A 25236-nucleotide genomic window follows, 5' to 3' on the forward strand; every position below is an offset into this window, starting at 1 on the left:
GTCAGGTGCCGCAATCATGGCACCAGCTCCCTGCTATGACTCCACAACGAAGGTGCCCGACTATTCCTCCCGGGGATGTAGCCCAAGGGCATTCGCACTAAGCACGAGTTCAGGAAGAGAGCGCGCTTCCATTTTTCGCATGGCTTGACCACGATGAATCTTTACCGTGATCTCGCTTAATCCCATCTCGGCTGCGATCTGCTTGTTCAATAGTCCACAGACCACGTATTTCATGACCTCTTGTTCACGGGGCGTGAGCGTTTGGTAGCGACGTAGAATATCTGCCGTTCTGCTATGAGATTTACGCATTGCCTCGTTTCTCAACAATGCGCTTTGTATGGCGTCCAGCATGTCCTGGTCACGGAATGGCTTCGCGAGGAAATCAAAAGCGCCGTTTTTCATCGCCTTTACTGACATCGCTATATCGCCGTGAGCCGTTATGAAAATGATTGGCAGCTCGACGTCAGCAGCGATTATCTGCTCCTGTAGGGCAAGCCCGCTTTGCCCTTTGAGTCGAACATCAAGAATCAGGCAGCTCGGCACATCAGGGCGTTCGAAGTCCAAAAACTCTTGCGTTGACGCAAAGAGTTCTACCCTCTGACCGACAGATCGGAACAGCATTGCAAGTGCGGCCCGAATGGAATCGTCGTCGTCAACCACATAAACGATCGTGCTCCCTGCACTGTAATCTGTACGCTGGATCATTTGTCCGCCTCCTCTTGCAGGGGTAGTACGAACTGCATCAAAGCACCTCGTCCTTCATGTGATAGGGCCCAGATTCGACCTCTATGAGTCTCAACAATCGAGCGACAAATCGAAAGCCCCATTCCCATCCCTTCTTTCTTTGTCGTAAAGAACGGCGCAAACAACGACGCGGCATGTTCGTCAGGAATTCCATGGCCCGAGTCCTCAATACTTACCTGAGCCATGCAATCATCCAGCAACTGTGTTGACACGACCAGCCGTCGCTCGCTGCTGGCCACATTGGACATCGCCTGAATCGCGTTCATAAGGAGATTGATAATGACCTGCTGCAGCTGCACGCGATCTCCGCGGACAGGCAACGCTGTCGCGTACGATTGAGACACCTCGATGCTGTGGCTCTGAAGTTCACGACGTACAAGACCGACGGATTGTTCAACCACTGCGTTGAGATCAAGTACGACGGCGTCCGGGTCGCGCCGTTTTGCCATGCTCCTGATCTGTCGAATAATTTCCGTCGCGCGCCTCGCGTCGTGAGTCATCTGCTCTATGCCATAGCGCACCTCTTCGAGATCGGGCACCTCGCGATTCAGCCATCGCAGGCCTGCTTCGCCTGCGGTAACGATTGCGGCCAGCGGCTGCGTAACCTCATGGGCGATGGACGCAGCCAACTCCCCAAGCATTGTGATGCGTGTAACGTGGGCTAGTTCGGCTCTAGATTTCTCCAAGGCGAGTTCGGCGCGACGACGCTCTTCGATATCCGTGTTTACGCCGTACCATCTCAGAATCCGCCCAGCGGCATCTCGCAGCGGCGCCGCGCCAATAATCATGTAGCGATACTCACCGCTAATGAGCTGCACCCTCGCGCTGACCTCGAAACTCGCACCAGTCGCCAGCGCATTTCGCCACTCGATCTCGAAGGCGTCGAAATCTTCCGGATGCAAAATGTCGCGCCATGCAGTCCCGCCATCACCGACGTCCACGCCACAGTCGGTCCATCGCTGATTGCGATAAAAAAGCCGGCCGGCATCGGACGCACTCCAGACCATTGCAGGAATCGCATCGACTATCGAAGCGAGCTCTTCCTTCTGATGCCTCAATTCACTATCAAGAGACTTTGCCTGAGTAATGTCGCTGTCCGTTGAGAGTATCGCAACAGGTTGCCCCCATTTGTCACGCGATACGTTCCAGCGGCTCGATACCACGACGGAGCGTCCATCTCTCGCTCTCCTGGTTAGCTCACCTTTCCAGCCACTACTTTCCAGAGCGCCCTTCATGAGTTCCGCAATTGGAAGCGCAGCGTCGGTCTGTGTCAGCTCATGGATATCCTTTCCCAACACTTCCGTTTCATGCCACCCATACAGGCGCTGCGCACCTTGACTCCAGAATGCAATGCGACCGTCAAGGTCACAGGCGACGATCGCATCATGAGTGAGGTTCAAAAGATCAATCTGCTTTTGCAACGTACCCTTGCTGCTTTGATTGCGCAGCGCGAGAGCTGACACTGTGATGATCGCAAGCACACTGACCACACACCGCGCGAGCGATGCTGGCGAGGTTTGGTCGCTTTGCGCCAGCAGAAACCCAAGTACCGTGAGCGAGACGCATGTCCAAGCCGCAGCGACCGTCAACAACTGTGAAGCCACCGATGCAACCAACAATACAACGACCACATACAGGACGGCGACCGCGACATTAACGGGCGTCATCACGTCGGTCGCAAACACCAAGACTCCTAGCACGATTGCGATGGAATGAATCAACCGCTGCCGTTTCATCACCGCTCGCTCAGTTTCGCTCACGGACTTGACGCGACCATCATCGGCACAGTTGGACTGCGTTTTATTAGCATCGGCTTGCAGTGTGCGCTGACGGCTCCGCTGACGATCATCATCCATAGGCTAACCTGGTAATAGGGCGAATTGGTTCATCAATTCATCAGTGGTCGTCCAAAACGAGTTCGTCCAAACGCTGTTGAATCTTGGCTGGGTCTATCGGCTTGCTGAACACGCAGATCGCGCCGAGTTTTTGGGCCTGTCTAAACGTCGCCTCGGATGGAAACGCCGTTATGAAGATGATGGGTGGGGCGGGACCGCGCTGGAGTAGGATTTCATACATCTCCAGCCCCGTAATGCCCCCCATTTGCACATCTGAAACAATGCAAGCAACGTCCACGACCATGTTGGCGTTCAGAAATGCCTCTCCGGATTCGTAGACCCGCACCTCCCACCCCAACGATCTGAGCAAGCTTCTCATTGCGTTACGCAATGATCGGTCATCGTCGACAATCGAAACAACACCTGAGTTAGGCATACAACACGGTCCTTGACCAATAGTCCATTGGGTATCAAACATGAGCGCGTGCAAGGTCGAGGCCCGAGCGCGATCCTATGCCCCCGACGTGCGTGCGAAAACTATACTTGTGTATAGGCACACCTATGCTGCGAGTCAGGTTTGGGCAATGCGCCAGGCTCAAGAATTCGCGACGAACGTGCTGACGCGCTCCCGTGCTCTCGACGGAACTCGTAGTGGGACAAGGTGCCCTTTTGCGCCCCAGTACGGCTGCCCATACCCGATGCGTCCACTACGGACGCGACACGCGCGTCAGCTTCCGGTCGCTGTTGAAGCTTTCCCTGGATCCAGTCAATGAACGCGCGAATCGACATCGGGACTTGTCGCCTGTCGGCATACAGCACTGAAATGGGCAACGGCGATGGGGCATAGTCATCGAGAATGCTTACAAGTCGGCCCGCCGCGAGATCCTCTGCGACCATCCTCTCGCAAACTTGCGCGATTCCGAAGCCCTCCACGGCATACCTCACAGCTGAGCGCGCATCCGCAACCGATATCTTCTCGGACAACCGGATTCTGGTTTCAGCGCCGTCTAGCGAGTATCGAAACTCGCGGGCAGGGCCGAAGCGACGAGGGCTGTAGTGGATAACCTCGAGGTGCTGAAGATCCTCAGGTTGGGCCGGAAACGGGACCGTAGCCAGGTATGCTGGACTCGCGACCGTTATGGCACGAAACTCCCCCACTCGCCGGCTACGCAGCGACGAATCGGAAAGATTCCCGACCACTACTGCACAATCGACTCCATTCGCAATCAAACCCTCTGCTTCACCGCCAACATCCACCCGCAGCCCGACCTCTGGATAGGCCGATCGGAATGTGGGCATGAGAGGCAGGATACTGTCGGCAACTTCCTGATCAACGTCAACCGCTAGCCGCCCCCGTGCGACCTTTCCGGCTCCGTTGAGGTGCTGCGCCATCTCTTCGATCTCGCCCAGAATTCGCTCACAGTGTTCCTGATACTCACCGCCTTCGGTCGTCGTGCGTACGCAACGCGTCGAGCGCTGGAGCAGGGTCACGCCGAGATGCCCTTCCAGCTGCCGTATGAGCGTACTGGCGGACGCCGCACTGATCCCGAGAGTTTCTGCTGCGGCTGTAAAGCTACCTGTACGTGCGACGTGGCTAAACACCGACATAGCGTGCAAAGTGCGATCCATAGCGTGCTCCGAAATCATGGCGTGAAGAGATGTCGGAAACAGTCTAATAAAGTCACGCGACCCGCAATATCAGATACTCGGAAACACGCCCTATACGATAGTGCTATCTGACGCTGCGCAGTCATTGGCCAATCGCTTCGAAGTTGGCAATGTCGCCGCTTCGTACGGTGCAAATTCCGTGAAAACGCGACGGGTACGCGTTGGCACGAGCATCATGCAGCGCGTGGTGCTCGCCACCGTGTTGGGCGTAATAAGCTGCAAGCCGCGCGGGGTTTCACCGGCTGGCGATGTTTTCAGCACGCCCGCCATTCGGCAATGGACCTCCGAGCAGAAACCGGCACAGGTTCAGATCCGTCTCATAGTCATAGCACAGCACCGGGCCGGAAAGCTCCGGAGCGCCACCGATCCACTCGCGTAGCGCTTCACGCAGAAGCACGAGCGGCATCGCGCGCGTCTCGAACCGGCCCAGTTGCGGAAGAGCGGTTGCGCGCGCGAAGTCACTGCGCAATTCCCAGTCGAAATCAGCGCGCTCGCCGTAAAACTCATAGCCGTTCTCTCCCACGATCGCGAGACCGATCAGTTCGCATCGGGAGAAGTCGGTGAACTCCATGTCGATGAAATAGCGATTACTCCATCCGCTATGCTCGCGCTCATCAGGTAGCGGCCAGCTGCGCGCGCCATGAAAGTTGGTATCTGTCATCGTTCTTTCTTCCTTGCCGCGACGGAATGAGTTTCTGAACGAGCGCTTGCGCGGCTCATCGCCCGCGCATCAAGGTTCTTCGAAGGATGCGCCGTAATCATCCGGCGGCCCGTCGGGTTTCGCGCCGCGCGCACGGTCGGGTGTTCCGGAAACGGGATTGCGCGCGGCAACAGCGAAGCATTGCAGCTGAGCCCGCAATGGCGCTTAGGTTTCTCAGAACGCGTGTCTGGGATCGGCACTTTGACGTGCTCTGTCGAGAGCGGCAAGGCTTTTCAAACCCCTCCCGCGACGATAAAACGTTCGTTACGAATGGTCCGCTTCAGGCCGATGCATCCAAGCCAGGCGAGCCTCCAGTTCTGCAAGTACCGCCGGCGCGCTGATACCTAATATTGGATGGGTGTGGATGAGTTGAGATCGACACACCGTCGGCCAACTGACCTCATCGTCGTCGAGCGCAATCCATGCTGCTGGCTGGCGTCGGCACACGTCGCCCCAGACCTGCATGCCGCGCGGCACGGACCTGAACCACGCCGGATTCATAGCGCGGTGGAAGGTCGCGCCCACCACGCGCATACGTAGTGCCAGCGGCAAGCGTCCGGCCACTTTGCGCACACTACGAAACACTCGCACCCAACTGGTGGATAGCACGATACGCAACTCAGGGTACGGCTCAAGGCACCGGGAGAGAAGTTCCGTATGCTCGAAGAGCGTGTGTCCCGGAGGGCTCGCAACATACGGCCCAGTGCCCGGGCGGCGCCACACATCTTCCGGATGCAGAACCCCGTCAAAATCGAGATAGAGCACGACGCCGCCCCGCACACGCGGCCGGATGTCAAGCTCATCAACCGCGCCAGCCCCGACACAAGGATGCGAGTCCATCAGGATTCTGCAGGCTCTTTCGCGCGCCAGACTCGCCTGCCGCGCGCCGGGCGTGAAGCGATTCCATACGGGACGGAGAACTTGCGCCCTGCTGTCGTCGTGAACTGCGTCACCGAGAACAGCTTGTTATCCCGCTCACTGAATTCCGTGGCCCCGATGCGGATCTCGCTGAGCGGCTCAAGACTCCACTGGTCAACTGGTCGAGAAAGCCGCGTATTAACCACTGCTGCCCCACGTACAGCAGTGTCGCCATCTACGAACTGGTCCAGCGAGCCGGCACCGGATGTCAAATCCATCCAGATTACGCTCGGCATCCTTCGCTCGCCAACCTGCGACACGCGAAGGACCAGCAACTCACCCGGAGTGCACTGCTCCGCTACTGCATAAACGTCGGCCCCGTACACCGCAGATTGGATCGGAAGGACATTCTCAGGTTCAACCACAAACATACGTAAAAATCCCAAAAAGCCACTCTGCGCTTACAAATGAGTCGTAAATGCCGTGGCCAAGACGGCATCATATCGCGACCATCGTAGGATGCAAAGGGTATCGGTCAAACTGGACGACGCAGGACATCTCACCGCAATAGGCGCGACGGTTCGCGCTCACCGACAGGAGTTTGGTGTTTCCCAGGAAGCACTTGCGCACCTGACTGGAATTGACCGCAGCCACATGGGGCGCATTGAGCGCGGTCAGCGCAACCTATCCGTTCTTAATCTGATTCGGATCGCCGACGCACTCGGCATTTCCCCGTCGACGCTTCTCAAGAACGCGGGCTTATAAAGAGCCGCGGCGGCCTCCACGCCAGCGAACAAACAACTGTGTCAGCTCACACGCTGATGCGCCGCGAACCGCGTGATCACGTGGCCACGCTTCAAACAGCGCCCTTGCCCGATCCGTTCGCCGTACCGTTTCATGCCGGACGCACGGTTGCAGCGATGAGCAAAGAAAACTCAAGCACGCTCATTCGCGAATATGCTCAAATTAACGCTTAATCCAAAACTGTTAGGGCGTCGTGCTGTGTCGGCGACTCAAACAAACATGCTAGAGGGCCATCCAAGTGACCACTGAATTTCAGGAATACGTTTCGGTATCCCAAAAGCTGAAGAGCTTTGGAGTTACTCCTCCGAACGGCCTAGCAATACCGCCGGACAACCTTGCCGCGGCGACATCTATCGATGAGCTTCGACAACAAGTTGAAGCCGACACGGTACGAACTCTGCTGAAAGCGAACGAAATCGCCTATGGCGAGATCTTCGACGAAGACCATTAGCCTCCGTATTTGCAACGGTATAGCTTTGAATGGTTCGGCCCGAGCCTGTTTGTGCCGGCCGGCCTGCTCTCGACGGATCCCAATCTCTTATCCGTCACTTTGGGAATCATCACAAACTACCTGTATGACGTCTTCAAAGGTGCCAAGCATGGAAAAGCCACGCTGGACGTGATCTTTCAGAAGAAGGATGGCTCCTGCAAGAAAATCCACTATAGCGGACCGCCTGAAGGATTAGGCAATATCGCGGAAATTGTGAAGCATCTCGAGGGGGAGTAACGATCATGACGGGCACCGAGCAGCCAGCGAAGATGAGCTTGGATCAAGTCGTCAAATACTTCAACGCCGGTATCGAGGAGGCCGAAGTCCTTCGCTCCCCCGCGCGCTCGAGCAAGCTCCAATTGGAACAGTGTCTTGCCTTGGATTTGCTGATGTACAACGCGACGCAGGTCAAGCGCGATGCAATTCGCCGGGATAGCGAGAACCACGCGAACCTCTTCTTGGGGTTTGAGTGTGCCATTGGTGCAGTTCGGTCGGAGTTGCAGATGTGGCTTCTGCTGAAGCGCGATATGCCGAATGAGGCGTGGAATCGGCTCGTTGCGGCGCAGATTGCATGCCTAGACGCGACCCGCGCACACACCGGCTTTCGCACTGCGAGCAACGCCTTAAAGACCTAGAGACGCTGGAAACTACGATATTTCCCCCGCAGTCGTTCTTGAGCGCAGGTTTCGTGTCAAATCGATTGGACTGTTCGATCTGCGAAGAGCGCTACTCGAAATGTGAACATCTACGAGGCAAACCTTATATGGGCCCGTTCTGTGAAGTCATTCATCGGAACCCGAGGGCAGACCACGTCGCTCTGGTCAAAGCGCCTGCGGACAAGCGTTGTCGGGTTGTGTCTTTCAAGACAGGTGTTCAACGAGGATGACGCACTTGAAGTGAAGTCTATCCTCCTTACTCTCGACCGTTATCCATACATGGAGCGAACGGCTGAGGTCCTTAGCCCACAGCTGCAGTCAGCAATATCCGGAGCGCCATCCGCCGCGTGAAGGGCTAAGGATGCCTGAGCGAGCGAGGAATGATTTTTCGTCCGAAACTGACCAAAGAGCACGCAGGCATGGCAAATTCGTCGCAACACGAAGTGGACTGCAATAGCGAGCGAAATTCCTCCACTTGCTAAAATCTCCCGAAAATGCCGCGGCGATTTGCTCAGCGCATCGAGCAATGCAATCGATCAAGGTAGCGATAGCAAGTATCGCGAGTCGCGCGCAGCCCCGATGCCGACATTAGCCAGGCGATTTACCGGCTGAAAAACATAAAGAGGAAGCAGACCATGCAACAGCAGGTACGAAGCCTGACGTTGGGGAACGTCGAGCAGATAACAAACGAATTCGTCAATTCGATTTCAGAGATCGGCGAATCCATCCACGGGCTTCGTGGCATAGCACTCTTCACTGCGCTAAAGAGAACAGCGTTGGGACACGGGCCTTACCCCCACGTCACGCTTTTCGAGGCAGCCAACCGGATCATGTCTGACCTTGTGATACTTCGTGGCGTTGCTGGTCTACTTCGTGCCGGAATGTTTGGCATCGACACATATCTTGTCGAGTTTGGTAACGAGAACAAGAACGGCTTTGATATACGGGGCGAGAGTGCACTCGGTCACACGATCATCGGTGAGGCATTCAACGTGGCTCCGTCGTATTTCACCGGGAAGAGGTGGAGTTCGGTTGAAAAGCTGAAGAACGCAGACGCCACGCACCGGCTTCTTCTTGTCAACGACGATGCGGTATCCCCAACGTATGAGCCGATGCCTAAGACGGGACTCCACTACGTGTTCGTAAATATTGAAACGGGAGCAATAAGAGTTCTCTCGTCTAAAGACGAAGCCACTCCGACATGTTGAACGCAATCCGGTGTCGGCTTTATACAACGTCCGAAGGAGAAGGAGCCGTCGCATCGTGCAACGGACGAGTTTTATTAGCCCGATATCAACCTTCACGACCCGGTTTCAGCGATGACACTCATCAGCCCGAACGACTTTCAGAAAACTCACCTCTGCAAGGTGTTGTGCACGACAACCCAACTGCCACGTCTACTCGGCGTGCACAATCGAAACTTCTCGCTGGTTGCTCAAAAGAAATCCACACTGAGCGTATTCGATAAACTCGAGTTTTAGCCCGCTTGAGGTACCAGGATACAGCCTTAGCTCCCACGTGTCCCGTCTGTATTCCGAGATAGGCACATCAAAGAGAATGTTGGCCCGTCGATCCTTGTGAGAAGAACGGTCATCCGACAGATCGACGTTGACGATTCTCCCTTTCCACGTGAAACCGAGCAAAACTCCGTCTGCGATTGCCTGGGCACCGGCACCTTGCGGCGTGTGATGAAAGTGCGCGGCACTAACCACATCAATGCCGAACATCGTCTTCGAGAGATATATGGCTTGCGCGGAACTCAGGTCCGTAACGTGAAAGATTGGGACCACGCCTTGCGTTTTCGCGTCGAGTTCAAAGGCGGCTCGCTTGTAAGGAGTCGCGTTTTTCTCCAGCCACGTGGTAGTCAAAGGGTCAGCTGGACACAGCATGTCACGAAGGAAATTGAACATGCAGAATTACCACTCGATCAGTAAGCCGGTTTTACGAAGAAAGTCGTCGCCTACAAGCATCGGCTTGTAGGCCATGCCCGTTAGCTCATCCGCCGGGCGGATAATCGTGAGGCCAAGCATCTCAGGCCGCTTCTGGGCAATGCCCATTGTCGTGGCGAGCGAGACATCGATGATTTCCATGCTCGGGAGGGTGAGCCAAGCGTGAAGGTTCACGGTGCCGCCATTGTGCCCAATCCGTAACATTTTGGTGATAAACGCATCGTCGAATTTGAACATGCCGTGCGCCGTGCCATCATCAATCCAGCCAAGGGTGTACATCACCGGGCAATCAAGCCAGTCTTGAACGACGGAGCGCATGCGATAGTGAATTGACATGCACTGCGACATTAAATCTTCAATACCCAGCTCTCCCAGTCCGTCTCGCATAACGTAAGGGAAGCGTGCCAGTCGATTTGCGTCAAACCAGCGACGCGTGGTCTCCAGTTCGAATTGGGGTGCGAGCAGCCCAAACTCTTTGGACCGCGTAACTGCTGCTGCAAATTCGTGTGCGTAGCTCAAAAACCGCTCTATTCGCTCGGGACGTAATTTTCATATCGGTCGTTTGCAACGGAACTTTAGAGTTATCAGCAATTAGGAATCCGACTGCCGCTTTTAGTGAACAAACGGAATCCTTAACAGCCGCAATCAGAGGGCAAACCTCACGCGGCAGGTAGACTTACTGTCCTCAGTGTTTCGAGAATGTCACGCCATGTTGGTTGATAGATCTTAAGCAACAAATTCTGCTCTTTCGCGACCTGCGTCGCGAGGTCATCCATCTCTATCGATAGCTGATTCAGCCCATTGAGCTTCGCCGCACTATCAAAAATTCGTCTGGATCCATCGGGAACCGACAGCGTTTTTGCAAACTCGTGATTTCTAGCTAGATAGTCAAGGTGGCGTTGTGTCTCTGCCAAGATGGCGAGCTCGTGAAAATAGCCGCTGGCAAGCCCACCAATCTCTGCATGCCACATCGTTGCCGCGATATCGAAACTGGGCAGCCCATTGACCAGATTACTATCACTATCGGCCTTTACGTGCTTGCAAAGACGAATCGATTTTTTCAGACCTGCCAGCGTCATGGCATCTCGCTGATTCAACTCATCGATATGCTTGAACGGCATGTTCAGGATGGTCTGCTGCTTCTTGCGGTCAAGTATGTAGACCCCACGATCTCGCTCAGAGAACGATTCCTGGTACGCCGCGGTGTTATGCCAGTGAGATGGAACAACGTCGACCGGCCGTCTCAGCGATCCGCCAGAAATCTTGATCGCCTTCGCGCCGCTGACGTCCACGGTTGCCGCAGGAAACTTGTTCTTCAAAATCGCTTCGGAACGAGTGCGCAAAGTATTTAGCGCTGACAACGGCGTGAAGCTGATCGGGCTGTTGTAGTGTCCTGCTCTGCTCTGACGGCCAGCCGCGTCGTACGTGAAAAAGCCAGCGTCCAAGACAAGAAGATCGACGTCACTCACGCCGCGGATATGGATGTTAGCGGCAACAGAACCCTGGATACGAAAATCAACAACGATGTCTTCGTTATTTAACCCGCTCGTGAGCTGTTTTGCGATTCGATCCGCTTCTTCGAGACTTATCCTTGTGTAATTTGCATCGACTTCTTGCATTGAGCCGAGGGTGTACTCCGTGTAGGGCTGCTCTTTTGCCCTGTTCTTATAACCCTCCTGCACAAGGCTCTTCGCCAACACCTCCAATTGGCTATCTTGCGCCACAGCTGTAAGACGATCGATCCCGCTACGCCGGGAATCCAGCCGAGCAATTCGATCCTTGATGGTCCGCGCCATATTAGCTTCCCCTCGTGAGGGTCATGGTTCCGTAGGTGAAGCGGCCGTGACCATTGAAATATTCGCCGGCAGCTGAGCTCAAATCGTGAGTGAATAGGAGCTCTGCAAACCCTCTATGTGCGGAAAGTTGCCCTTCCCCGATGTTCGGTTCGTTTTTGTAGTTATACATAAGCCGAAAGCCATCGGCTTCGTCATACACAATTGCAGCAGTCACGCTGTTCGACACCGACTGGAGAGTTTTAAGCCTGATTCGAACGCGATCCCAACTCTGCACGATGACCACGTCTGCGCTCCATCGAGTGCCGGGCGTGCCGTCTGCTTGAATAGACTGCCCGACACACTGCCATTTCCCGCTAAGATCGGGAACGCGCAGGAGTCGGGCAAGATAGGGAAGCTTCCAGACCTTACGGTCGAAAAGCCAGTAAAGCGCTCCGTATACGACTCCGGCAGTGACCGGCCAGAGAACCACTGATGGGACGTCTTTCAGAATACCCAACGAGTGGGCAAGTTTGACCAGCGCGAGGAAGGCAGTGACAACAACTGACGAGATAGCGGCAGCTAGCCCCCCGATGGTGTGACCGATCTTCGCACGGTTCAGGCCGCCGACAATTGAATACTCGTGTTCCATCTTGCGTCCCCGGTTTCACGCCACTTAGGCGCCCTGAGCCTGATTTATGCAGATGGCATCGATACTTGCGATGCCCGCTTTAAGTCGCGCATTTTTATACGCTTTAAAAGAAACCTTGACGAAAATTCCTGGCTATCTGGATCGAGACATCGAACCGTACTCCTCCGCCTCACAAAATACGGGTGACTTTCCCGCTTCGAAACTTAAACAGCTCCAACTTGGTCGCCAAATAGACTCGGTCAACGCCTTGCACGCAACTCATCGCCATGCAGCTGTTAAAGGCCGAGCCGCGATTTACGACTTGAGGAATAGGCTGTGCACGTGGGTGAAGCCGATACGACCACCCAGATATCCGATAAGTGTCGGCCGTATCGCGGCGACAGACGAGGATAGCGCCATCATGCACCGCCGCGTTAAGATTGATCGCTCGCTCGCGCAGGCTGACGAAATCATCAGTCAGTAGCATACCGACGGATGGGCTTGGATCGCGTAGCATCGCGCTGCACCCATCGGGAAGCCCCACACCAGTACACAGGCAGACGATCACAGGCGCTTGCGGATCGGCGCGACCGCGCAACTCCACAAAAATTCGATCTATTCTATCTAATATCAATTAAATAATCCTCGCACCATGCTCCATCTTCTTCCACTTCGGTCCGTTATGCGACTTGTGTTTGTGCTGGTCGCACTTGCCGTTTTTTTGTTGACCGGAGCCGGCTTCTTCGCAAATCAAGATCTCGTTCACACGGCGACTCTGTTTGCCCGGTGGTCAGCAGGCGGGGCAACGGCAATAGTGCTTCTCGGCTACGCCGCGTGGCGATGGATCCCGCAGATTCAAAATTGGATCTTTCCATATCTTGGCGGTGACTGGGAAGGAACGCTGACCTATGACAGCCCGGGAGGCAAAGCAACGATCCCGATTCAGCTCCTTGTGAAGCACACCCTGGTTGGACTTCGACTACTACTTGAGAGCGCCGAGTCTACGTCCGAGACGTTGGTTGTCCATGCCGAGAGAAACGCTGATTTTGCGCGCTACCGGCTGTATTACGTCTATATGAATCAGCGGAAGGAAGGCGTCGCGGGGAGCGGAGCTCGCTACAGGGGAGTCTCCGTGCTGCGACTCGACGCCGAGAAAATGCGACTCGACGGCGACTATTTCACGGAAACCCACCGTCACGGCACACTTTCGTTAACCTACATTCGCCCCACTGCCTGGTGGAAGATCTGGCGCTGAAGGGTCCTTTCCGCTTAGGCATTACGGAAGCAGTAACGGTGCAAACGCGGCCTTGCCATTCGGCCGCGCACACTGCGCGCCCGGCCCGATCTGAATTTTCCTTCGGGCCGTGCTCTCGTCCCCAACCGATTGCTCGACGCGCTATCCGGCCCGCAGGCGGCCAGATTCCACGGGACGATTGCCCCCGTTGATTGTCCTGATTCTCCTAATTCTATCGGTATATATACCGCCGCGTATCGCCCGAAGCCGCCCGTCGACTGGACATCGCTGACAAATCGGGATGTTTAAGGGTGTGATAAACATCGATGTCGGGCGGCTCGCTGCGCGCGCGGGACAAGAAGCGCGCGACGAGCATGTTCATCTGCACCGGATCGATTTCCGTGATCATCAGGCAGTAGCAGACCACCGAGTTCGCCGCCGAGCCGCGCCCCTGGCACAGAATCTTCTGGCCGCGCGCGTAGCGGACGATGTCGTGCACGGTCAGGAAGTACTTCTCGTACTTCAGCTCCTCGATGAGCGCGAGTTCCTGTTCGATTTGCCCCCGGCGCTTGTCGTTCAGGCCGTCGGGCCAGCGCTCGTCCGCGCCCTGCATCACGAGCTTGCGCAACCACGTCTGAGGCGTCTCGCCAGGCGGCACCAGCTCCTCGGGATATTCATAAGCCAGCTCGCCGAGCGAGAACGTGCAGCGGCGCGCGACGTCGAGCGTCGCGTCGAGCGCCTCGCGCGGATAAATCGTGCCAAGCCGCACGCGCGAGCGCAAATGACGCTCGGCGTTCGGTTCCAGCGCGCGACCGCACACGGCGAGCGGCTTGCCGATGCGGATCGCGCTCAGCGTGTCCTGCAAGGGCTTGCGCGAGCGCGCGTGCATCAGCACGCCGCCCGCCGCCACGAGCGGCAGGCCGCTTTCCTGCGAAACGTGGCGCAGCACTTCGATCTGCGTGTCGTCGCCGCCCGTTTGCCAGAGTTCGAGCGCGAGCCACGCGCGCTCCGCCGCGAAGCCCGCGAGCCAGTGCGCGGCGCGCAAGGTCTGCGCGAGCGTGGCCGTGCGCTGGGGCACGAGCAGCAGCGCGCAATCGCGCAAGTGTTTCAGATGCGCGAAATCCGGCGCGGGATCGGTGAAATCGGCGGGATGCAAGCGATAGCTGCCCTTCGTCGCACGCGAGCGCGCCAGCGTGATCAACTCGCACAGATTGCCGTAGCCTTCGCGGTTCATCGCGAGCGCGACGAGCGTGCAGAACGGCGCGCCCTGCGCATCGACGAGATTGAGTTCGCTGCCGATCAGCAAATGCAGCGACGGCTCGAACGCGCCCAAGGCCGCAGCAGCCGCCTCGCCGCCGTGCCCGCGGGCCTCGCGCACGGCTTCGTCGTGCGCCTTTTTGCGCGCCTCGTCGTACTCGTTGAGCGCGCTCCAGGCGCGCACGACGCCCGCAAACGAGCATTCGTCGGTGATCGCGAGCGCGCGGTAGCCGTGACGGATCGCCTGCTCCACCAGCTCGCCCGGGCGCGACGCGCCGTGCAGGAAGGTGAAGTTGGTGAGGCAGTGCAGCTCCGCATAGTCAGGAAGCTGCGTGCCCGAATAAGGTTGCGCGGGCAACGATGCGCCCGTCCCGCTGTTCGACATGATTCCTGAAACCGGTAAACGACAAACGAGCCGAAAAACGAGCGCTAGCCGAAAAGCCCTTGCAGATACCACTGTCCGCCAATGCGCTCGCGATACAGCCAGAACATGCGGCCCTGGTCGTCGGCGGCGACATAGTAGTCGCGCCCGACGCCCTCGCCGTCCCACCAGCCCGATTCGATGCGCTCGGTGCGCGTGATCGTCTTGAGCGGCCGTCGATAAACGGGCCGGTCGCCGCGCATCGCCAGCTTGAGCGGCTTTTCGAGCAGCCACGCGGGGCGCGGCTGCGTGGGCAGCGGCACCTCCGGCAAATCGAAGACGCTCTGCACGGGTGCGTCCGCTCCGGACGCTTCCTGCGGTCTGGCTGCCTTGCGCGGCTTGCGCGCCCGCTTCGCGCCGCTCTCGCGATAAGGCCGCGCCGACATCGCCAGCTCCGGCCGGTGATCGTCCTCGGTGAAGAGTTGCAGCACGTTCTGCTCGCCGAGCCGCGCGCCAATGCGCTCGAAGAGTTGCCCGAGCGACGCCTCGGCGGCCTCGGCCATCGGAAAGAGCGTGTCGGTGGGCGCCGCATATTCGCTCACCTGCGAGGCGACGAGCGCAAGACCGATCACGGGTGCGGCGAGCTCGGTCTGGTTCAGGCGCTCGCGCAGCAGCCACAGCAGATGCTCGGCGTCGCGCGAAGGCGCCGCCCAGGCGATCGTGAGGCTCGACGTGCGCGGCGCGTGACGCGAGGCCAGCTCGTGCTCCAGACGCAGCTCGAAGCCGCTCAGCGCCGCGTGCTGGGCTGCGAGCCAGCCGGCCAGTTGCATCACGAGCCGGCGCGCGGCGAAGAGCAGCGCCTCGGCGCTCTCCACGCGCGCCTGCAATTCGAGCGATGCGTGAAACGACGGGGGCGCTGCGAACCAGACGCGCGGATCGGGCGCCTCGCCGCGCGCCTGCGCGAGCCAGCCGAGCACGCCGTCGCCGAAACGCCGCACGATGCCGTCACGCGGCAGCCGCCGCAAGTCGCCGAGCGTCGCGCAGCCGATCTGCGTGAGCGCGTGGTCGTGCTGCGCGGCAAACGGCGCGAGCGTGACCGGCAGCGCGTCGAGCACGCGTTCGAGCGTCGTTTCCTTGAGCACATGCCAGCGGCGCGAGGCCCGCGTGGCGCGCGCCTGCGCGAGCGTCCACGCGCCCCACGCGGTGGGTGCGCAGGCGATGCGCGCGACGTGTCCGCAACCGGCCACCGTCGCCGCGACCCTGGCGAGCAGCGCGCGCACGCCGCCGAAAAGACGCAAGCCCGAGCCGACTTCGAGCAGCAGCGTATGCGACTGCGCGAGCGAAACCTTGGGCGTATAGGCGAGCAGCGCGAGGGCAAGCGACTCGAACGCGCGGGTCTCGCGCGCCGCGTCGGGGTCGAGCAGCACGAGCCCCGGCGCGAGGGCGAGCGCATGCGAGCGCGTGCTGCCGGGCTCGACGCCCGAGCGCAGCGCGTCGAGATCGGCGATCAGGATGCGCGTGTGGTCGGCGAGCGCGTAGCAGCGCGGCGCGGCGCGGCCATCGACATCGTCCGCATCAACCTCAGCATCGGCCTCTGCATCGGCCTCAAACGGAGCCGATGGGAACGACGTTGATGCCGCCGGCGGCATCAGCGGTCTGACGGCTTCCAGCGGCAACAGCGGCAAGGTGACGGCGATCCACAGCATGATTGACCCCGGGCCACGGCATGGCGAGCGAAGCTGCATCCGGCTGGGGCAGCACCGCGTCCTGCAACGGCAATGTAATGACAAGTGGTTGAGCGGGCGGCGGCCCGCGGCGCTTGAAGATATCGACGGAGAGCGCGGCGAGCTGCATCCATTGCCGCCGGTTCAGCGTCGCGTCGGCGGGCGGCGGCACCGGCGAGCAGGTCATGCGCAGCGGCGCCGGCGACGACTGGTTGCGCGCGGCGAGCGGCCGCACGAGAAACGCGAGCGCCTGCGAATCCTGGGCGGCGACCTGCAAGCGGCGCAACGCATCGGCGCGTGCCTTCGCCTGCCAGAGCAGCACGGCGCCGATGCCCTCCTGCTTGAGCGCCTGCTCGGCCACCCAGGCGGCTTCGTCCTCGGCCGCGCGCACCCAGATCACGCGCTCGAGCGCGAGCCCCCACGCCTTGAGCGCGCAGGCGTACGGACGCCACGGCGGCGCGACGAGCAGCACGTGCCGCCCGGCTTGCGCGGTGAGCGCGCGCAGCGCCGGCGCGACAAGCCGCATCTCGCCCACGCCGCCCTGCTCCACGAGCAGCTCGGTCAGGCTGCCCGCGGGCCAGCCGGCGCCGGGAAGCTGGGCGTCGAGCGGCGCGTGGCCGCTCGGCACCGTGCGCTCGCTGGCGTGGGCAAGCTGGTCGCCCTGCCACACGCGGCTTTGCAGCCGGGGGGGCAAGTGCGCGGCGAGCTGCGCAGTGATCTGGAGGGCTGCTGCCATGTCGTGGCCTGGTTGATGGGAACGCTCCGCCCTGCCCGGCAAGCAAATGGGGCATCGGCAGGAAGGAGGTCGATTCGCCTCCACCTGTATATTTATACAGTATTTTATGGGATTAGAGGAAGGCGGGAAATGGGGGAAGGGTCATTTGGCGATCCATTGCAGATCACGCAGACGGGCGAGTCGCGCACACGCTGAGGGTGCGCCGACGTATCTCGCCCGCCGTTTCCCGCCTGTCCAGGATCAGGACACGTGCGCCGACGTCATATTGAGCGCCACCGCCTGCGCCACTTCGATGCCGTCGATGGCCGCCGAATAGATGCCACCGGCATACCCGGCGCCTTCGCCGGCCGGATACAGGCCTTCGACGTTCACGCTCTGGTAATCGTCCTTGCGACGAATGCGCAGCGGTGACGACGTGCGCGTCTCGACACCCGTGAGCACCGCATCGTGCATCGCGAAGCCCGCGATCTTCTTGTCGATCTGGGGAAGGGCTTCACGGATGGCTTCGATCACGTAGTCGGGCAGCGCCGTGCTGAGATCGGTGGGGTGCACGCCCGGCTTGTACGACGGCACCACGGAGCCCAGCGATGTCGACGGCCGGCCGGCAATGAAATCACCGACCAGTTGACCCGGTGCCTGGTAATTGCCGCCGCCGAGTTCGAACGCCCGCTCTTCCCACTTGCGCTGGAATGCGATACCCGCCAGCGGACCGCCCGGATAATCATCCGGTGTGATGCCGACCACGATGCCCGCATTCGCGTTACGCTCGGCACGCGAATACTGGCTCATGCCATTGGTGACCACGCGGCCGGGTTCGGAGGTCGCGGCGACCACCGTGCCGCCCGGGCACATGCAGAAGCTATAGACCGCCCGTCCGTTATTGGCGTGATGGACCACCTTGTAGTCGGCCGCGCCGAGTTCCTTGTGGCCCGCAAACTTGCCGAAGCGGCTGCGGTCGATCAGTCCCTGCGGATGTTCGATGCGAAAGCCCAGCGAAAACGGCTTGGCTTCCATGAACACGCCGCGATCGTGAAGCATCTGGAAAGTGTCGCGGGCGCTATGGCCGACCGCCAGAACGACGTGGTCGCAGCGCAGCGTTTCACCGTTCGAGAGCGTGAGCGAGCGCACCTTGCCCTGATCGATTTCGATATCTTCGACCCGGGTTTCGAAGCGCACTTCGCCGCCCAGTTCGTGAATGGTGGCGCGCATTTTTTCCACCATGCTGACGAGGCGGAACGTGCCGATGTGCGGCCGGCTCAGATACAGGATGTCTTCCGGTGCGCCCGCCTTGACGAATTCCTCGAGCACCTTGCGGCCATAGTGGTGCGGATCCTTGATCTGGCTGTACAGCTTGCCGTCCGAGAACGTCCCGGCCCCGCCCTCGCCGAACTGGACGTTGGATTCCGGGTTGAGCACGGACTTGCGCCACAGCCCAAAGGTGTCCTTGGTGCGCTCGCGCACGGCTTTGCCGCGTTCGAGGATGATGGGGCGGAACCCCATCTGCGCGAGGATCAGCCCCGCGAACAGACCGCACGGCCCCATGCCGATCACCACCGGACGCGGGTGCGTCGCGTGCTCGGGCGCCTTCGCGACGAAGCGGTACGTCATGTCAGGCGTCACCCCGCAATGCGGCTTGCCTGCGATCCGCTTGAGCACGGCTGCCTCGTCCTTGACTTCAACGTCGACGATATAGGTCAGCTTGATGTCCGAACGCTTGCGCGCATCGTGCGCACGGCGGAAGACGGTGTAACGGACGAGTCCGTCCGCCGCTACGCCGAGGTCCGCGAGGCGCTCGCGAACCGCGGCATCAAGATCGCTTTCGGAGTGGTCGAGAGGGAGTTTGACTTCGGATAAACGTAACATGGCTGCCAGGGTGCGATCGCCACGGGAATCGTGGCCGATCCGTATTTTATAAGCTCGACGGCCCGCACCGACGGCTCCACGCAGTGACGGCCCGCAATCTGTCGTAAGCCCAGTGGCGGCACGCTATCCGGTGGTCAATGTTGGGGGTCAAGCAAAGCAGGCGAAAAAGAAAAGGGGTTACAGGCCAATGGCGTGTAACCCCTTGATTCCGTGGTCGGAGCGATAGGATTCGAACCTACGACCCTCTGATCCCAAATCAGATGCGCTACCAGGCTGCGCTACGCTCCGACGAATCAGAGATTGTATCGGTTCTGCGCCTCCCCCGTCAAATCCAGATTACGCAAATCGATCCCGATCCCGTGTTTCCCATACCTTGCCGCAGGTATCCATGGCGGGCAACATGGCAAAAAAGGCCGCGCGGCACGCAGCCGGCCGCGCGCGCACCCATTCCCGTGACATAGGAGACGCCATGCATCTCATTCTCTGGCGCCACGCCGAAGCCGAAGACGTGGCGGCGAGCGACCTCGCCCGCCAGCTCACCACGCGCGGCCGCAAGCAGGCGCAGAACGTCGCCCGCTGGCTGCGCGCGCGCCTGCCCGACGACACGCTGATCCTCGCCAGCCCCGCCGCGCGCACCATCCAGACCGCCGAGGCGCTCACCGACCAGTACCGGGTCGTGCGCGAACTCGCGCCGGACGCGAGCGTCGACCAGGTGCTGAGCGCCGTCGGCTGGCCCGAAGGCCTTGCGTCCACGGTCGTCGTGGTCGGCCACCAGCCCACACTCGGCGAAGTGGCGGCGCACCTGCTCTCGGGCGGCGCCGACCCGCGCGGCTGGGCCGTGAAGAAGGCAGGCGTGCTCTGGCTCGCCAGCCGCGAGCGCAACGGCGGCGATCAGGCCGTCCTGCACGCGGCCATCACGCCCGAGCTCGTCTAACCCGTTTCACCCCGTCTAACCTCGCCTGAGCCCCCCTCCGCCGGACCGCCCGCATGCGGCCCGGCGCGACCGCCCGCCTTACATGACGTCATTGAATCGTCATTGCGTTGCCATGTAACCGTAACCGGGTCTTACTACATTGGCCGAAAAAGTTCCCTTACCTTTCGACCAGGACGCCCCATGCGAGATCTGCCGACGCCCACCCTGCCGTTCGCCTCGACGCTGTTCGAGTCGAATCGGCGTCTGCCGCGCGCCGAAGAGACGGTCACCCCGCAGCATCGCCTGCAAGTGGCCTGGGCTCGCAGCGACGAGGAACTGCGCGAGGCGCAGCGCCTGCGCTACCGTGTGTTCGCCGAGGAAATGGGCGCACACCTGAGCGGCCCCGCCGGTCTCGACGTCGACGCCTTCGACGCCTATTGCGACCATCTGCTCGTGCGTGACCTCGACACGCTCAAGGTCGTCGGCACCTATCGCGTGCTGCCACCGCACCAGGCCGCGCGCATCGGCCGCCTCTACGCCGAAAGCGAATTCGACGTCTCGCGTCTCGCGCATCTGCGCCCGAAAATGGTCGAGGTGGGCCGCTCGTGCGTGCACCCCGACTATCGCAGCGGCTCGGTCATCATGTCGCTGTGGGGCGGTCTGGGCGGCTACATGACGCACAACGGCTACGAAACGATGCTCGGCTGCGCGAGCGTCGCCATGGCCGACGGCGGCCACTATGCGGCAAACCTGTATTGCTCGCTCGGCGCGAATGCGCTGACCGCGCCCGAATATCGCGCGTTCCCGCACACCCCGCTGCCCGTCGACGAACTGCGCACCGGCGCCGTCGTCACGCCGCCGCCGCTCATCAAGGGCTATCTGCGCCTTGGCGCGAAAATCTGCGGCGCGCCCGCCTGGGACCCCGATTTCAATACCGCCGACTTCCTCACGCTCTTCCGTCTTTCGGAGATCAACGAGCGTTATGCGCGTCACTTCCTCGGCGAGAGCGGCGCACGCTGACGTCTGCTGAAGTCTCGTCCGCCGCTCGGTGGACAAAAAAAGCCCGGCTCTGAACCGCACACGTCGAGCCGGGCATTCTTTTTTGGCGGGCACGCATGGCGCGCGCCCCGCCGCGCTCACGCTTGTGCCTACTCTTCCGTATAAACCACGCGATACGGAATGCCGACCTTGCCCCACTCCGCCGCTTCCTGGACCAAGTTGTAATCGGTCAGCGGATTGTTCTGGACCCAGGCGTTCGGCAGCAGCACCTCATAACCATTGCCTTCCTGCTCCACCGTGATGTGCGGCAGGCCCACGTCGGCACGCCGGCGACACAGCAGCGCGGCGAGGCGCAGGCAGAACAGCAGCGGCCATTCCACGTCGCGCGTTTGCGAGAGCTTGCCGAGCTTGCCCACGTGGCCGAGCACCAGCGCGGCAAGGCGCGCCTGGTCGGTGCGCGAGAAGCCGGGCATGTCGGCGTTGCTGGCGATGTAGGCCGAATGCTTGTGGTACGCGCTGTGCGAGATCGAGAGCCCGATCTCGTGCAGCGAGGCCGCCCACGCGAGGAACATGCGGTTTTCTTCGCGGCGCTCCTCGTCGGGCTCCTCGAACTGGTCGTAGAACTTCACCGCCAGCTCGCCGATACGGCCCGCCTGCGCGCGATCCACGCCGTAACGGCGCATGAAGCCCTCCACCGTGACCGTACGCATGTCTTCGTGCTGCGAGCGGCCCAGCAGGTCGTAGAGCACGCCCAGGCGCAGCGCGCCGTCGGTGGTGTCCACGTAGTCAATGCCGAGCTCGTCGAACACCGCGATCATGATCGAGAGGCCGCCCGCCAGCACCGGCACGCGATCGGGCTTGAGCGCGACGAGCTTCAGGCGGTTCACGTTCTCCGCCTTGATGAGCGCGCGCTTGAGGCGCTCGAGGCCGCCGCGCGAAATGCCGTGCGTCACGCCCGTATCGTTGAAGCCGTTCGCCTCCACGAGTTCGGCGAGCGCGCGCGCCGTGCCGGAGGAGCCGATCGCCTGGTCCCAGCCGGTCTTGCGGTAGTCGGACGAAATGATCTGGATTTCGCGCGTGGCCGCGAGTTCGGCCTGGCGCATGGTGTACTCGTCGACGTTGCCCGAGGGGAAGAACTGCCGGCTATGGCTCACGCAGCCGATATAAAGGCTTTCCATGCGAATCGGCGTGTAGTGCGCGCCGATGATGAACTCGGTCGAGCCGCCGCCGATGTCCACCACGAAGCGCTTGCCGGCGCTCGCCGGCACCGAGTGCGCGGCGCCCGCGTAAATGAGGCGCGCCTCTTCGCGGCCCGCGATCACTTCGATCGGGAAGCCGAGCGCGGCTTCGGCCTCGGTGAGGAATTCGCGCGCGTTCTTGGCCACGCGCAGCGTATTGGTCGCGACCGCCCGCACGTGGTCGGGGTGGAAGTCGCGCAGCCGCTCGCCGAAGCGCTTGAGCGCGTCCCAGCCGCGCACCTGCGAGGCGCGATCGAGCAACTTGTCTTTCGAGAGGCCGGCCGCGAGCCGCACCGGTTCGCGCAGCGCATCCACCGGGTAGATCTGGCTGCCGGCGTCGGTTTCTTCGACGCGGCCTACGATCAGACGAAAACTGTTCGAACCGAGATCGACGGCGGCAAGCAGTTGGGGATTGGTGACCATCGAGGGGGCAGGCTCCATGCGTGCATACAAAGACGACCGTGCGGCCATACGGGCTTGCTGCGCCGCAGCCGCACTGTCCAAATGCGTCATTTTAAGCGTAGCCGACTTCACGATGTCGCTCCTCGCATTCGCCATGACCATGGGTACTTTTACCCAGCGTGCATGTTCGCAACGCGACTTGTCGATTTCGTGAAAATGCAGCGTAAAATTTATGACACACCGAATGTCACAATAAAGTCATATTACTGTGAGAATTTCCGAGCGTCCGTTCGAATCATTCCCTGACATTCCGTTTTCACTGCCAATGTCCATCCGCTATCCCTTACTTAATCGCGAACTGGGCATTCTGGGATTCAATGAGCGCGTGCTAGCACAGGCGTCCGATCCCGCTGTTCCTTTGCTGGAGCGCCTGCGCTTCATCTGCATCACCAGCAGCAACCTCGACGAATTCTTCGAAGTCCGCATGGCCGGCCTTCAGGAGCAGATGCGCGACAACCCCGGTGCGCTCTCTCCCGACGGCATGTCGCTGCAACACGTGTACGACCTCGTGGTCGAGCGCGCGCAGCGTCTCGTGCATCGTCAGTACCGCATGCTGCACGACACCGTGCTGCCAGCGCTCGAACAGGAAGGCATCTACTTCCACGGCACCGATGCCTGGAACGAAGCGCAGACCGCCTGGGCGCGCAAATATTTCCTCGACGAACTGCTGCCCGTGCTCACGCCCATCGGGCTCGACCCCGCGCACCCGTTCCCGCGCGTGCTCAACAAGAGCCTGAACTTCGTGGTCGAACTCGAAGGCAAGGACGCGTTCGGGCGCCAGGCCGTGATGGGCATCGTACAGGCGCCGCGCGCGCTGCCCCGCCTCGTGCGCATGCCGCAGGAGCTGTCGGGCTTCCAGCACGGTTTCGTGCTGCTCGGCTCGCTGCTCCAGCGCTTCGTGGGCGAGTTGTTCCCGAGCCTCGTGGTGCGCAGTTGCAATCAGTTCCGCATCACGCGCAACAGCGAACTCTTCGTCGACGAAGACGAAATCACCAACCTGCGCGTGGCGCTCCAGGGCGAACTGCCCGCGCGCCACCTGGGCAACGCGGTGCGCCTCGAAGTGTCGGCGGAAACGCCCGCGCATCTGGTGCGGCGCCTGCTCGACGAAAGCGGCCTCAATGAAAAGGACTGCTATTTCGTCGATGGCCCCGTGAATCTCGTGCGTCTCATGCAGTTGCCCGAGATGGTCGATCGCCCCGACCTCAAGTTCGTGCCGCACGTGCCCGCCATTCCGCGGCGCATCGCCGCGAACAGCAACATGTTCGACGTGATCGATCAGGACGACGTGCTCCTGCATCATCCGTACGAGAGCTTCCAGCCCGTGCTCGAACTGCTGTTGCAGGCCGCGAACGATCCGAACGTGGTGGCGATCAAGCAGACGATCTACCGCACCGGCACCGACTCGCCGCTCATGGATGCGCTCATGCAGGCCGCGCGCAACGGCAAGGAAGTCACGGTGGTCGTGGAGCTGCTCGCGCGCTTCGACGAAGAGACCAACATCAACTGGGCCTCGCAGCTCGAAGCCGTGGGCGCGCACGTGGTGTACGGCGTGGTGGGCCACAAGTGCCACGCCAAGATGATGCTGATCGTGCGCCGCGTGCCCGTGAACGGCCGCATGGCGCTGCGCCGCTACGTGCACCTGGGCACCGGCAACTACCATCCGCGCACGGCGCGCCTCTACACCGACTTCGGCCTCATGACCTCGGAGCCGAAGATGTGCGAGGACGTCCACCACGTGTTCCAGCAGTTGACGGGCATCGGCGGCGAGTTGCAGTTGCACGATCTGTGGCAGTCGCCTTTCACGCTGCACCCCAAGCTCGTCGAGTCGATCCGCGCCGAGGCCGAGGCCGCGCGCGCGGGCAAGAAGGCGCGCATCGTCGCGAAGATGAACGCGCTGCTCGAACCGACGGTGATCGATGAGTTGTACGAAGCGTCACAGGCGGGCGTGAAGATCGACCTCATCATCCGCGGCGTGTGCTCGCTGCAACCGGGCGTGCCGGGGCTCTCCGAGAACATCACGGTGCGCTCGATCGTCGGGCGTTTCCTCGAACACCATCGCATCTACTACTTCTATGCGGGCGGCAAGGAAGATGTCTATCTGTCGAGCGCCGACTGGATGGACCGCAACCTGTTCCGCCGCGTCGAAGTGGCGTTCCCGATTCACGACCGCCGCCTCAAGCGCCGCGTGATCGCCGAAGGGCTTTCGACCTTCCTCGGCGACAACCAGGCCGCCTGGCTCATGCAGAGCGACGGCCACTATCGCCGCCGCCGCGCGGGCAAGGCCGTGCGCAATGCGCAGTTGAGTCTGCTGGCGAAGTTCTGCCCGTGACGACGTGAAACGG

The 25236-nt window shown here is 60.6% G+C and carries 24 protein-coding genes, 1 tRNA gene and 1 pseudogene; 9 read left to right on the forward strand and 17 right to left on the reverse strand.

The window, feature by feature from the left end; all coding sequences use genetic code 11:
- Nucleotides 1–60: 60 nt before the first annotated feature.
- The 7 genes from C7402_RS14065 to C7402_RS14095 all read right to left on the reverse strand — a co-directional run bounded on the left by C7402_RS14065 (nucleotide 61) and on the right by C7402_RS14095 (nucleotide 6083).
- The gene (locus tag C7402_RS14065) at nucleotides 61–705 is read right to left on the reverse strand and encodes a response regulator transcription factor (RefSeq protein WP_112171190.1); all 645 of its coding nucleotides are present in this window, start codon (nucleotides 703–705) and stop codon (nucleotides 61–63) included.
- The gene (locus tag C7402_RS14070; RefSeq protein ID WP_112171191.1) at nucleotides 702–2600 is read right to left on the reverse strand and encodes a PAS domain-containing sensor histidine kinase; all 1899 of its coding nucleotides are present in this window, start codon (nucleotides 2598–2600) and stop codon (nucleotides 702–704) included. Before C7402_RS14070 ends, C7402_RS14065 begins: the two co-directional genes overlap by 4 nt.
- A gap of 40 nt (nucleotides 2601–2640) precedes the next feature.
- The gene (locus C7402_RS14075; protein ID WP_112171192.1) at nucleotides 2641–3015 is read right to left on the reverse strand and encodes a response regulator transcription factor; all 375 of its coding nucleotides are present in this window, start codon (nucleotides 3013–3015) and stop codon (nucleotides 2641–2643) included.
- A 101-nt stretch (nucleotides 3016–3116) separates the two neighbouring features.
- Complete coding sequence (locus C7402_RS14080) at nucleotides 3117–4208, reverse strand: LysR family transcriptional regulator (protein WP_112171193.1); 1092 nt, start codon at nucleotides 4206–4208, stop codon at nucleotides 3117–3119.
- A gap of 274 nt (nucleotides 4209–4482) precedes the next feature.
- Nucleotides 4483–4908: a hypothetical protein gene (locus tag C7402_RS14085; RefSeq protein WP_244314850.1), complete on the reverse strand. Its 426-nt coding sequence runs from the start codon at nucleotides 4906–4908 to the stop codon at nucleotides 4483–4485.
- A gap of 303 nt (nucleotides 4909–5211) precedes the next feature.
- Entirely contained in the window at nucleotides 5212–5787 is a 576-nt protein-coding gene (locus tag C7402_RS14090; RefSeq protein ID WP_165841891.1) for an HAD domain-containing protein, read from the reverse strand.
- Nucleotides 5787–6083 carry a hypothetical protein gene (locus C7402_RS14095; RefSeq protein ID WP_244314851.1) on the reverse strand — a complete coding sequence of 99 codons (297 nt, stop codon included), beginning with the start codon at nucleotides 6081–6083 and terminating at the stop codon, nucleotides 5787–5789. The genes C7402_RS14090 and C7402_RS14095 overlap by 1 nt, the downstream gene beginning before the upstream one ends.
- 241 nt (nucleotides 6084–6324) lie before the next feature.
- On the opposite strand from C7402_RS14095, the gene C7402_RS14100 reads away from it, so the two are divergent.
- From C7402_RS14100 to C7402_RS14115, 5 genes are all read left to right on the forward strand, one after another.
- Complete coding sequence (locus C7402_RS14100) at nucleotides 6325–6570, forward strand: helix-turn-helix domain-containing protein (RefSeq protein ID WP_112171195.1); 246 nt, start codon at nucleotides 6325–6327, stop codon at nucleotides 6568–6570.
- Nucleotides 6571–6847: 277 nt separating this feature from the next.
- Complete coding sequence (locus C7402_RS46290) at nucleotides 6848–7060, forward strand: hypothetical protein (RefSeq protein WP_133254491.1); 213 nt, start codon at nucleotides 6848–6850, stop codon at nucleotides 7058–7060.
- A 9-nt stretch (nucleotides 7061–7069) separates the two neighbouring features.
- Entirely contained in the window at nucleotides 7070–7336 is a 267-nt protein-coding gene (locus C7402_RS14105; protein WP_116611090.1) for a hypothetical protein, read from the forward strand.
- Nucleotides 7337–7341: 5 nt separating this feature from the next.
- A complete protein-coding gene (locus C7402_RS14110) occupies nucleotides 7342–7734 on the forward strand; it encodes a hypothetical protein (protein WP_116611091.1) in 393 nt (130 codons plus the stop codon).
- A 656-nt stretch (nucleotides 7735–8390) separates the two neighbouring features.
- A complete protein-coding gene (locus tag C7402_RS14115; RefSeq protein ID WP_112171198.1) occupies nucleotides 8391–8963 on the forward strand; it encodes a hypothetical protein in 573 nt (190 codons plus the stop codon).
- A gap of 189 nt (nucleotides 8964–9152) precedes the next feature.
- Here the strand turns inward: C7402_RS14115 and C7402_RS14120 are convergent, their stop codons facing one another.
- The 4 genes from C7402_RS14120 to C7402_RS14135 all read right to left on the reverse strand — a co-directional run bounded on the left by C7402_RS14120 (nucleotide 9153) and on the right by C7402_RS14135 (nucleotide 12128).
- A complete protein-coding gene (locus C7402_RS14120) occupies nucleotides 9153–9665 on the reverse strand; it encodes a hypothetical protein (protein WP_112171199.1) in 513 nt (170 codons plus the stop codon).
- Nucleotides 9666–9671: 6 nt separating this feature from the next.
- A complete protein-coding gene (locus C7402_RS14125) occupies nucleotides 9672–10223 on the reverse strand; it encodes a hypothetical protein (RefSeq protein ID WP_165841893.1) in 552 nt (183 codons plus the stop codon).
- A gap of 140 nt (nucleotides 10224–10363) precedes the next feature.
- Nucleotides 10364–11500: a nucleotidyltransferase family protein gene (locus C7402_RS14130; RefSeq protein ID WP_112171200.1), complete on the reverse strand. Its 1137-nt coding sequence runs from the start codon at nucleotides 11498–11500 to the stop codon at nucleotides 10364–10366.
- Between the two features lies 1 nt (nucleotide 11501).
- The gene (locus C7402_RS14135; RefSeq protein WP_116611092.1) at nucleotides 11502–12128 is read right to left on the reverse strand and encodes a Cap15 family cyclic dinucleotide receptor domain-containing protein; all 627 of its coding nucleotides are present in this window, start codon (nucleotides 12126–12128) and stop codon (nucleotides 11502–11504) included.
- 676 nt (nucleotides 12129–12804) lie between these two features.
- On the opposite strand from C7402_RS14135, the gene C7402_RS14140 reads away from it, so the two are divergent.
- A complete protein-coding gene (locus C7402_RS14140; protein WP_133254493.1) occupies nucleotides 12805–13362 on the forward strand; it encodes a Cap15 family cyclic dinucleotide receptor domain-containing protein in 558 nt (185 codons plus the stop codon).
- 298 nt (nucleotides 13363–13660) lie between these two features.
- On the opposite strand, the pseudogene C7402_RS14145 reads toward C7402_RS14140, so the two are convergent.
- The 5 genes and pseudogenes from C7402_RS14145 to C7402_RS14165 form a co-directional block, all read right to left on the reverse strand.
- A pseudogene (locus tag C7402_RS14145) lies at nucleotides 13661–14983 on the reverse strand (PHP domain-containing protein); the annotation flags it as partial.
- A gap of 44 nt (nucleotides 14984–15027) precedes the next feature.
- Nucleotides 15028–16665 carry a Y-family DNA polymerase gene (locus C7402_RS14150; protein ID WP_116611094.1) on the reverse strand — a complete coding sequence of 546 codons (1638 nt, stop codon included), beginning with the start codon at nucleotides 16663–16665 and terminating at the stop codon, nucleotides 15028–15030.
- Entirely contained in the window at nucleotides 16565–17419 is an 855-nt protein-coding gene (gene imuA / locus C7402_RS14155; protein WP_116611095.1) for a translesion DNA synthesis-associated protein ImuA, read from the reverse strand. The genes C7402_RS14150 and imuA overlap by 101 nt, the downstream gene beginning before the upstream one ends.
- Before the next feature lie 240 nt (nucleotides 17420–17659).
- Complete coding sequence (locus C7402_RS14160) at nucleotides 17660–19282, reverse strand: NAD(P)/FAD-dependent oxidoreductase (protein ID WP_116611096.1); 1623 nt, start codon at nucleotides 19280–19282, stop codon at nucleotides 17660–17662.
- A 211-nt stretch (nucleotides 19283–19493) separates the two neighbouring features.
- Nucleotides 19494–19570, reverse strand: a tRNA-Pro gene (locus C7402_RS14165).
- Nucleotides 19571–19751: 181 nt separating this feature from the next.
- Between C7402_RS14165 and sixA the strand changes: the two genes are divergently transcribed.
- Both sixA and C7402_RS14175 read left to right on the forward strand, forming a co-directional pair.
- On the forward strand, nucleotides 19752–20216 hold the full coding sequence (sixA, locus tag C7402_RS14170) for a phosphohistidine phosphatase SixA (RefSeq protein ID WP_112171207.1): 465 nt from the start codon (nucleotides 19752–19754) through the stop codon (nucleotides 20214–20216).
- Nucleotides 20217–20396: 180 nt separating this feature from the next.
- Nucleotides 20397–21215: a GNAT family N-acetyltransferase gene (locus C7402_RS14175; RefSeq protein WP_112171208.1), complete on the forward strand. Its 819-nt coding sequence runs from the start codon at nucleotides 20397–20399 to the stop codon at nucleotides 21213–21215.
- Nucleotides 21216–21343: 128 nt separating this feature from the next.
- Here C7402_RS14175 and ppx read toward each other — a convergent pair whose 3' ends face one another.
- Nucleotides 21344–22945, reverse strand: a complete 1602-nt coding sequence (ppx, locus tag C7402_RS14180) for an exopolyphosphatase (RefSeq protein WP_372460443.1) — start codon at nucleotides 22943–22945, stop codon at nucleotides 21344–21346.
- 214 nt (nucleotides 22946–23159) lie between these two features.
- Between ppx and ppk1 the strand changes: the two genes are divergently transcribed.
- Complete coding sequence (gene ppk1, locus C7402_RS14185) at nucleotides 23160–25223, forward strand: polyphosphate kinase 1 (RefSeq protein ID WP_116611097.1); 2064 nt, start codon at nucleotides 23160–23162, stop codon at nucleotides 25221–25223.
- Nucleotides 25224–25236 lie beyond the last annotated feature (13 nt).

The sequence above is a fragment of the Paraburkholderia unamae genome (assembly GCF_003096875.1).
GTDB lineage: Bacteria > Pseudomonadota > Gammaproteobacteria > Burkholderiales > Burkholderiaceae > Paraburkholderia > Paraburkholderia unamae.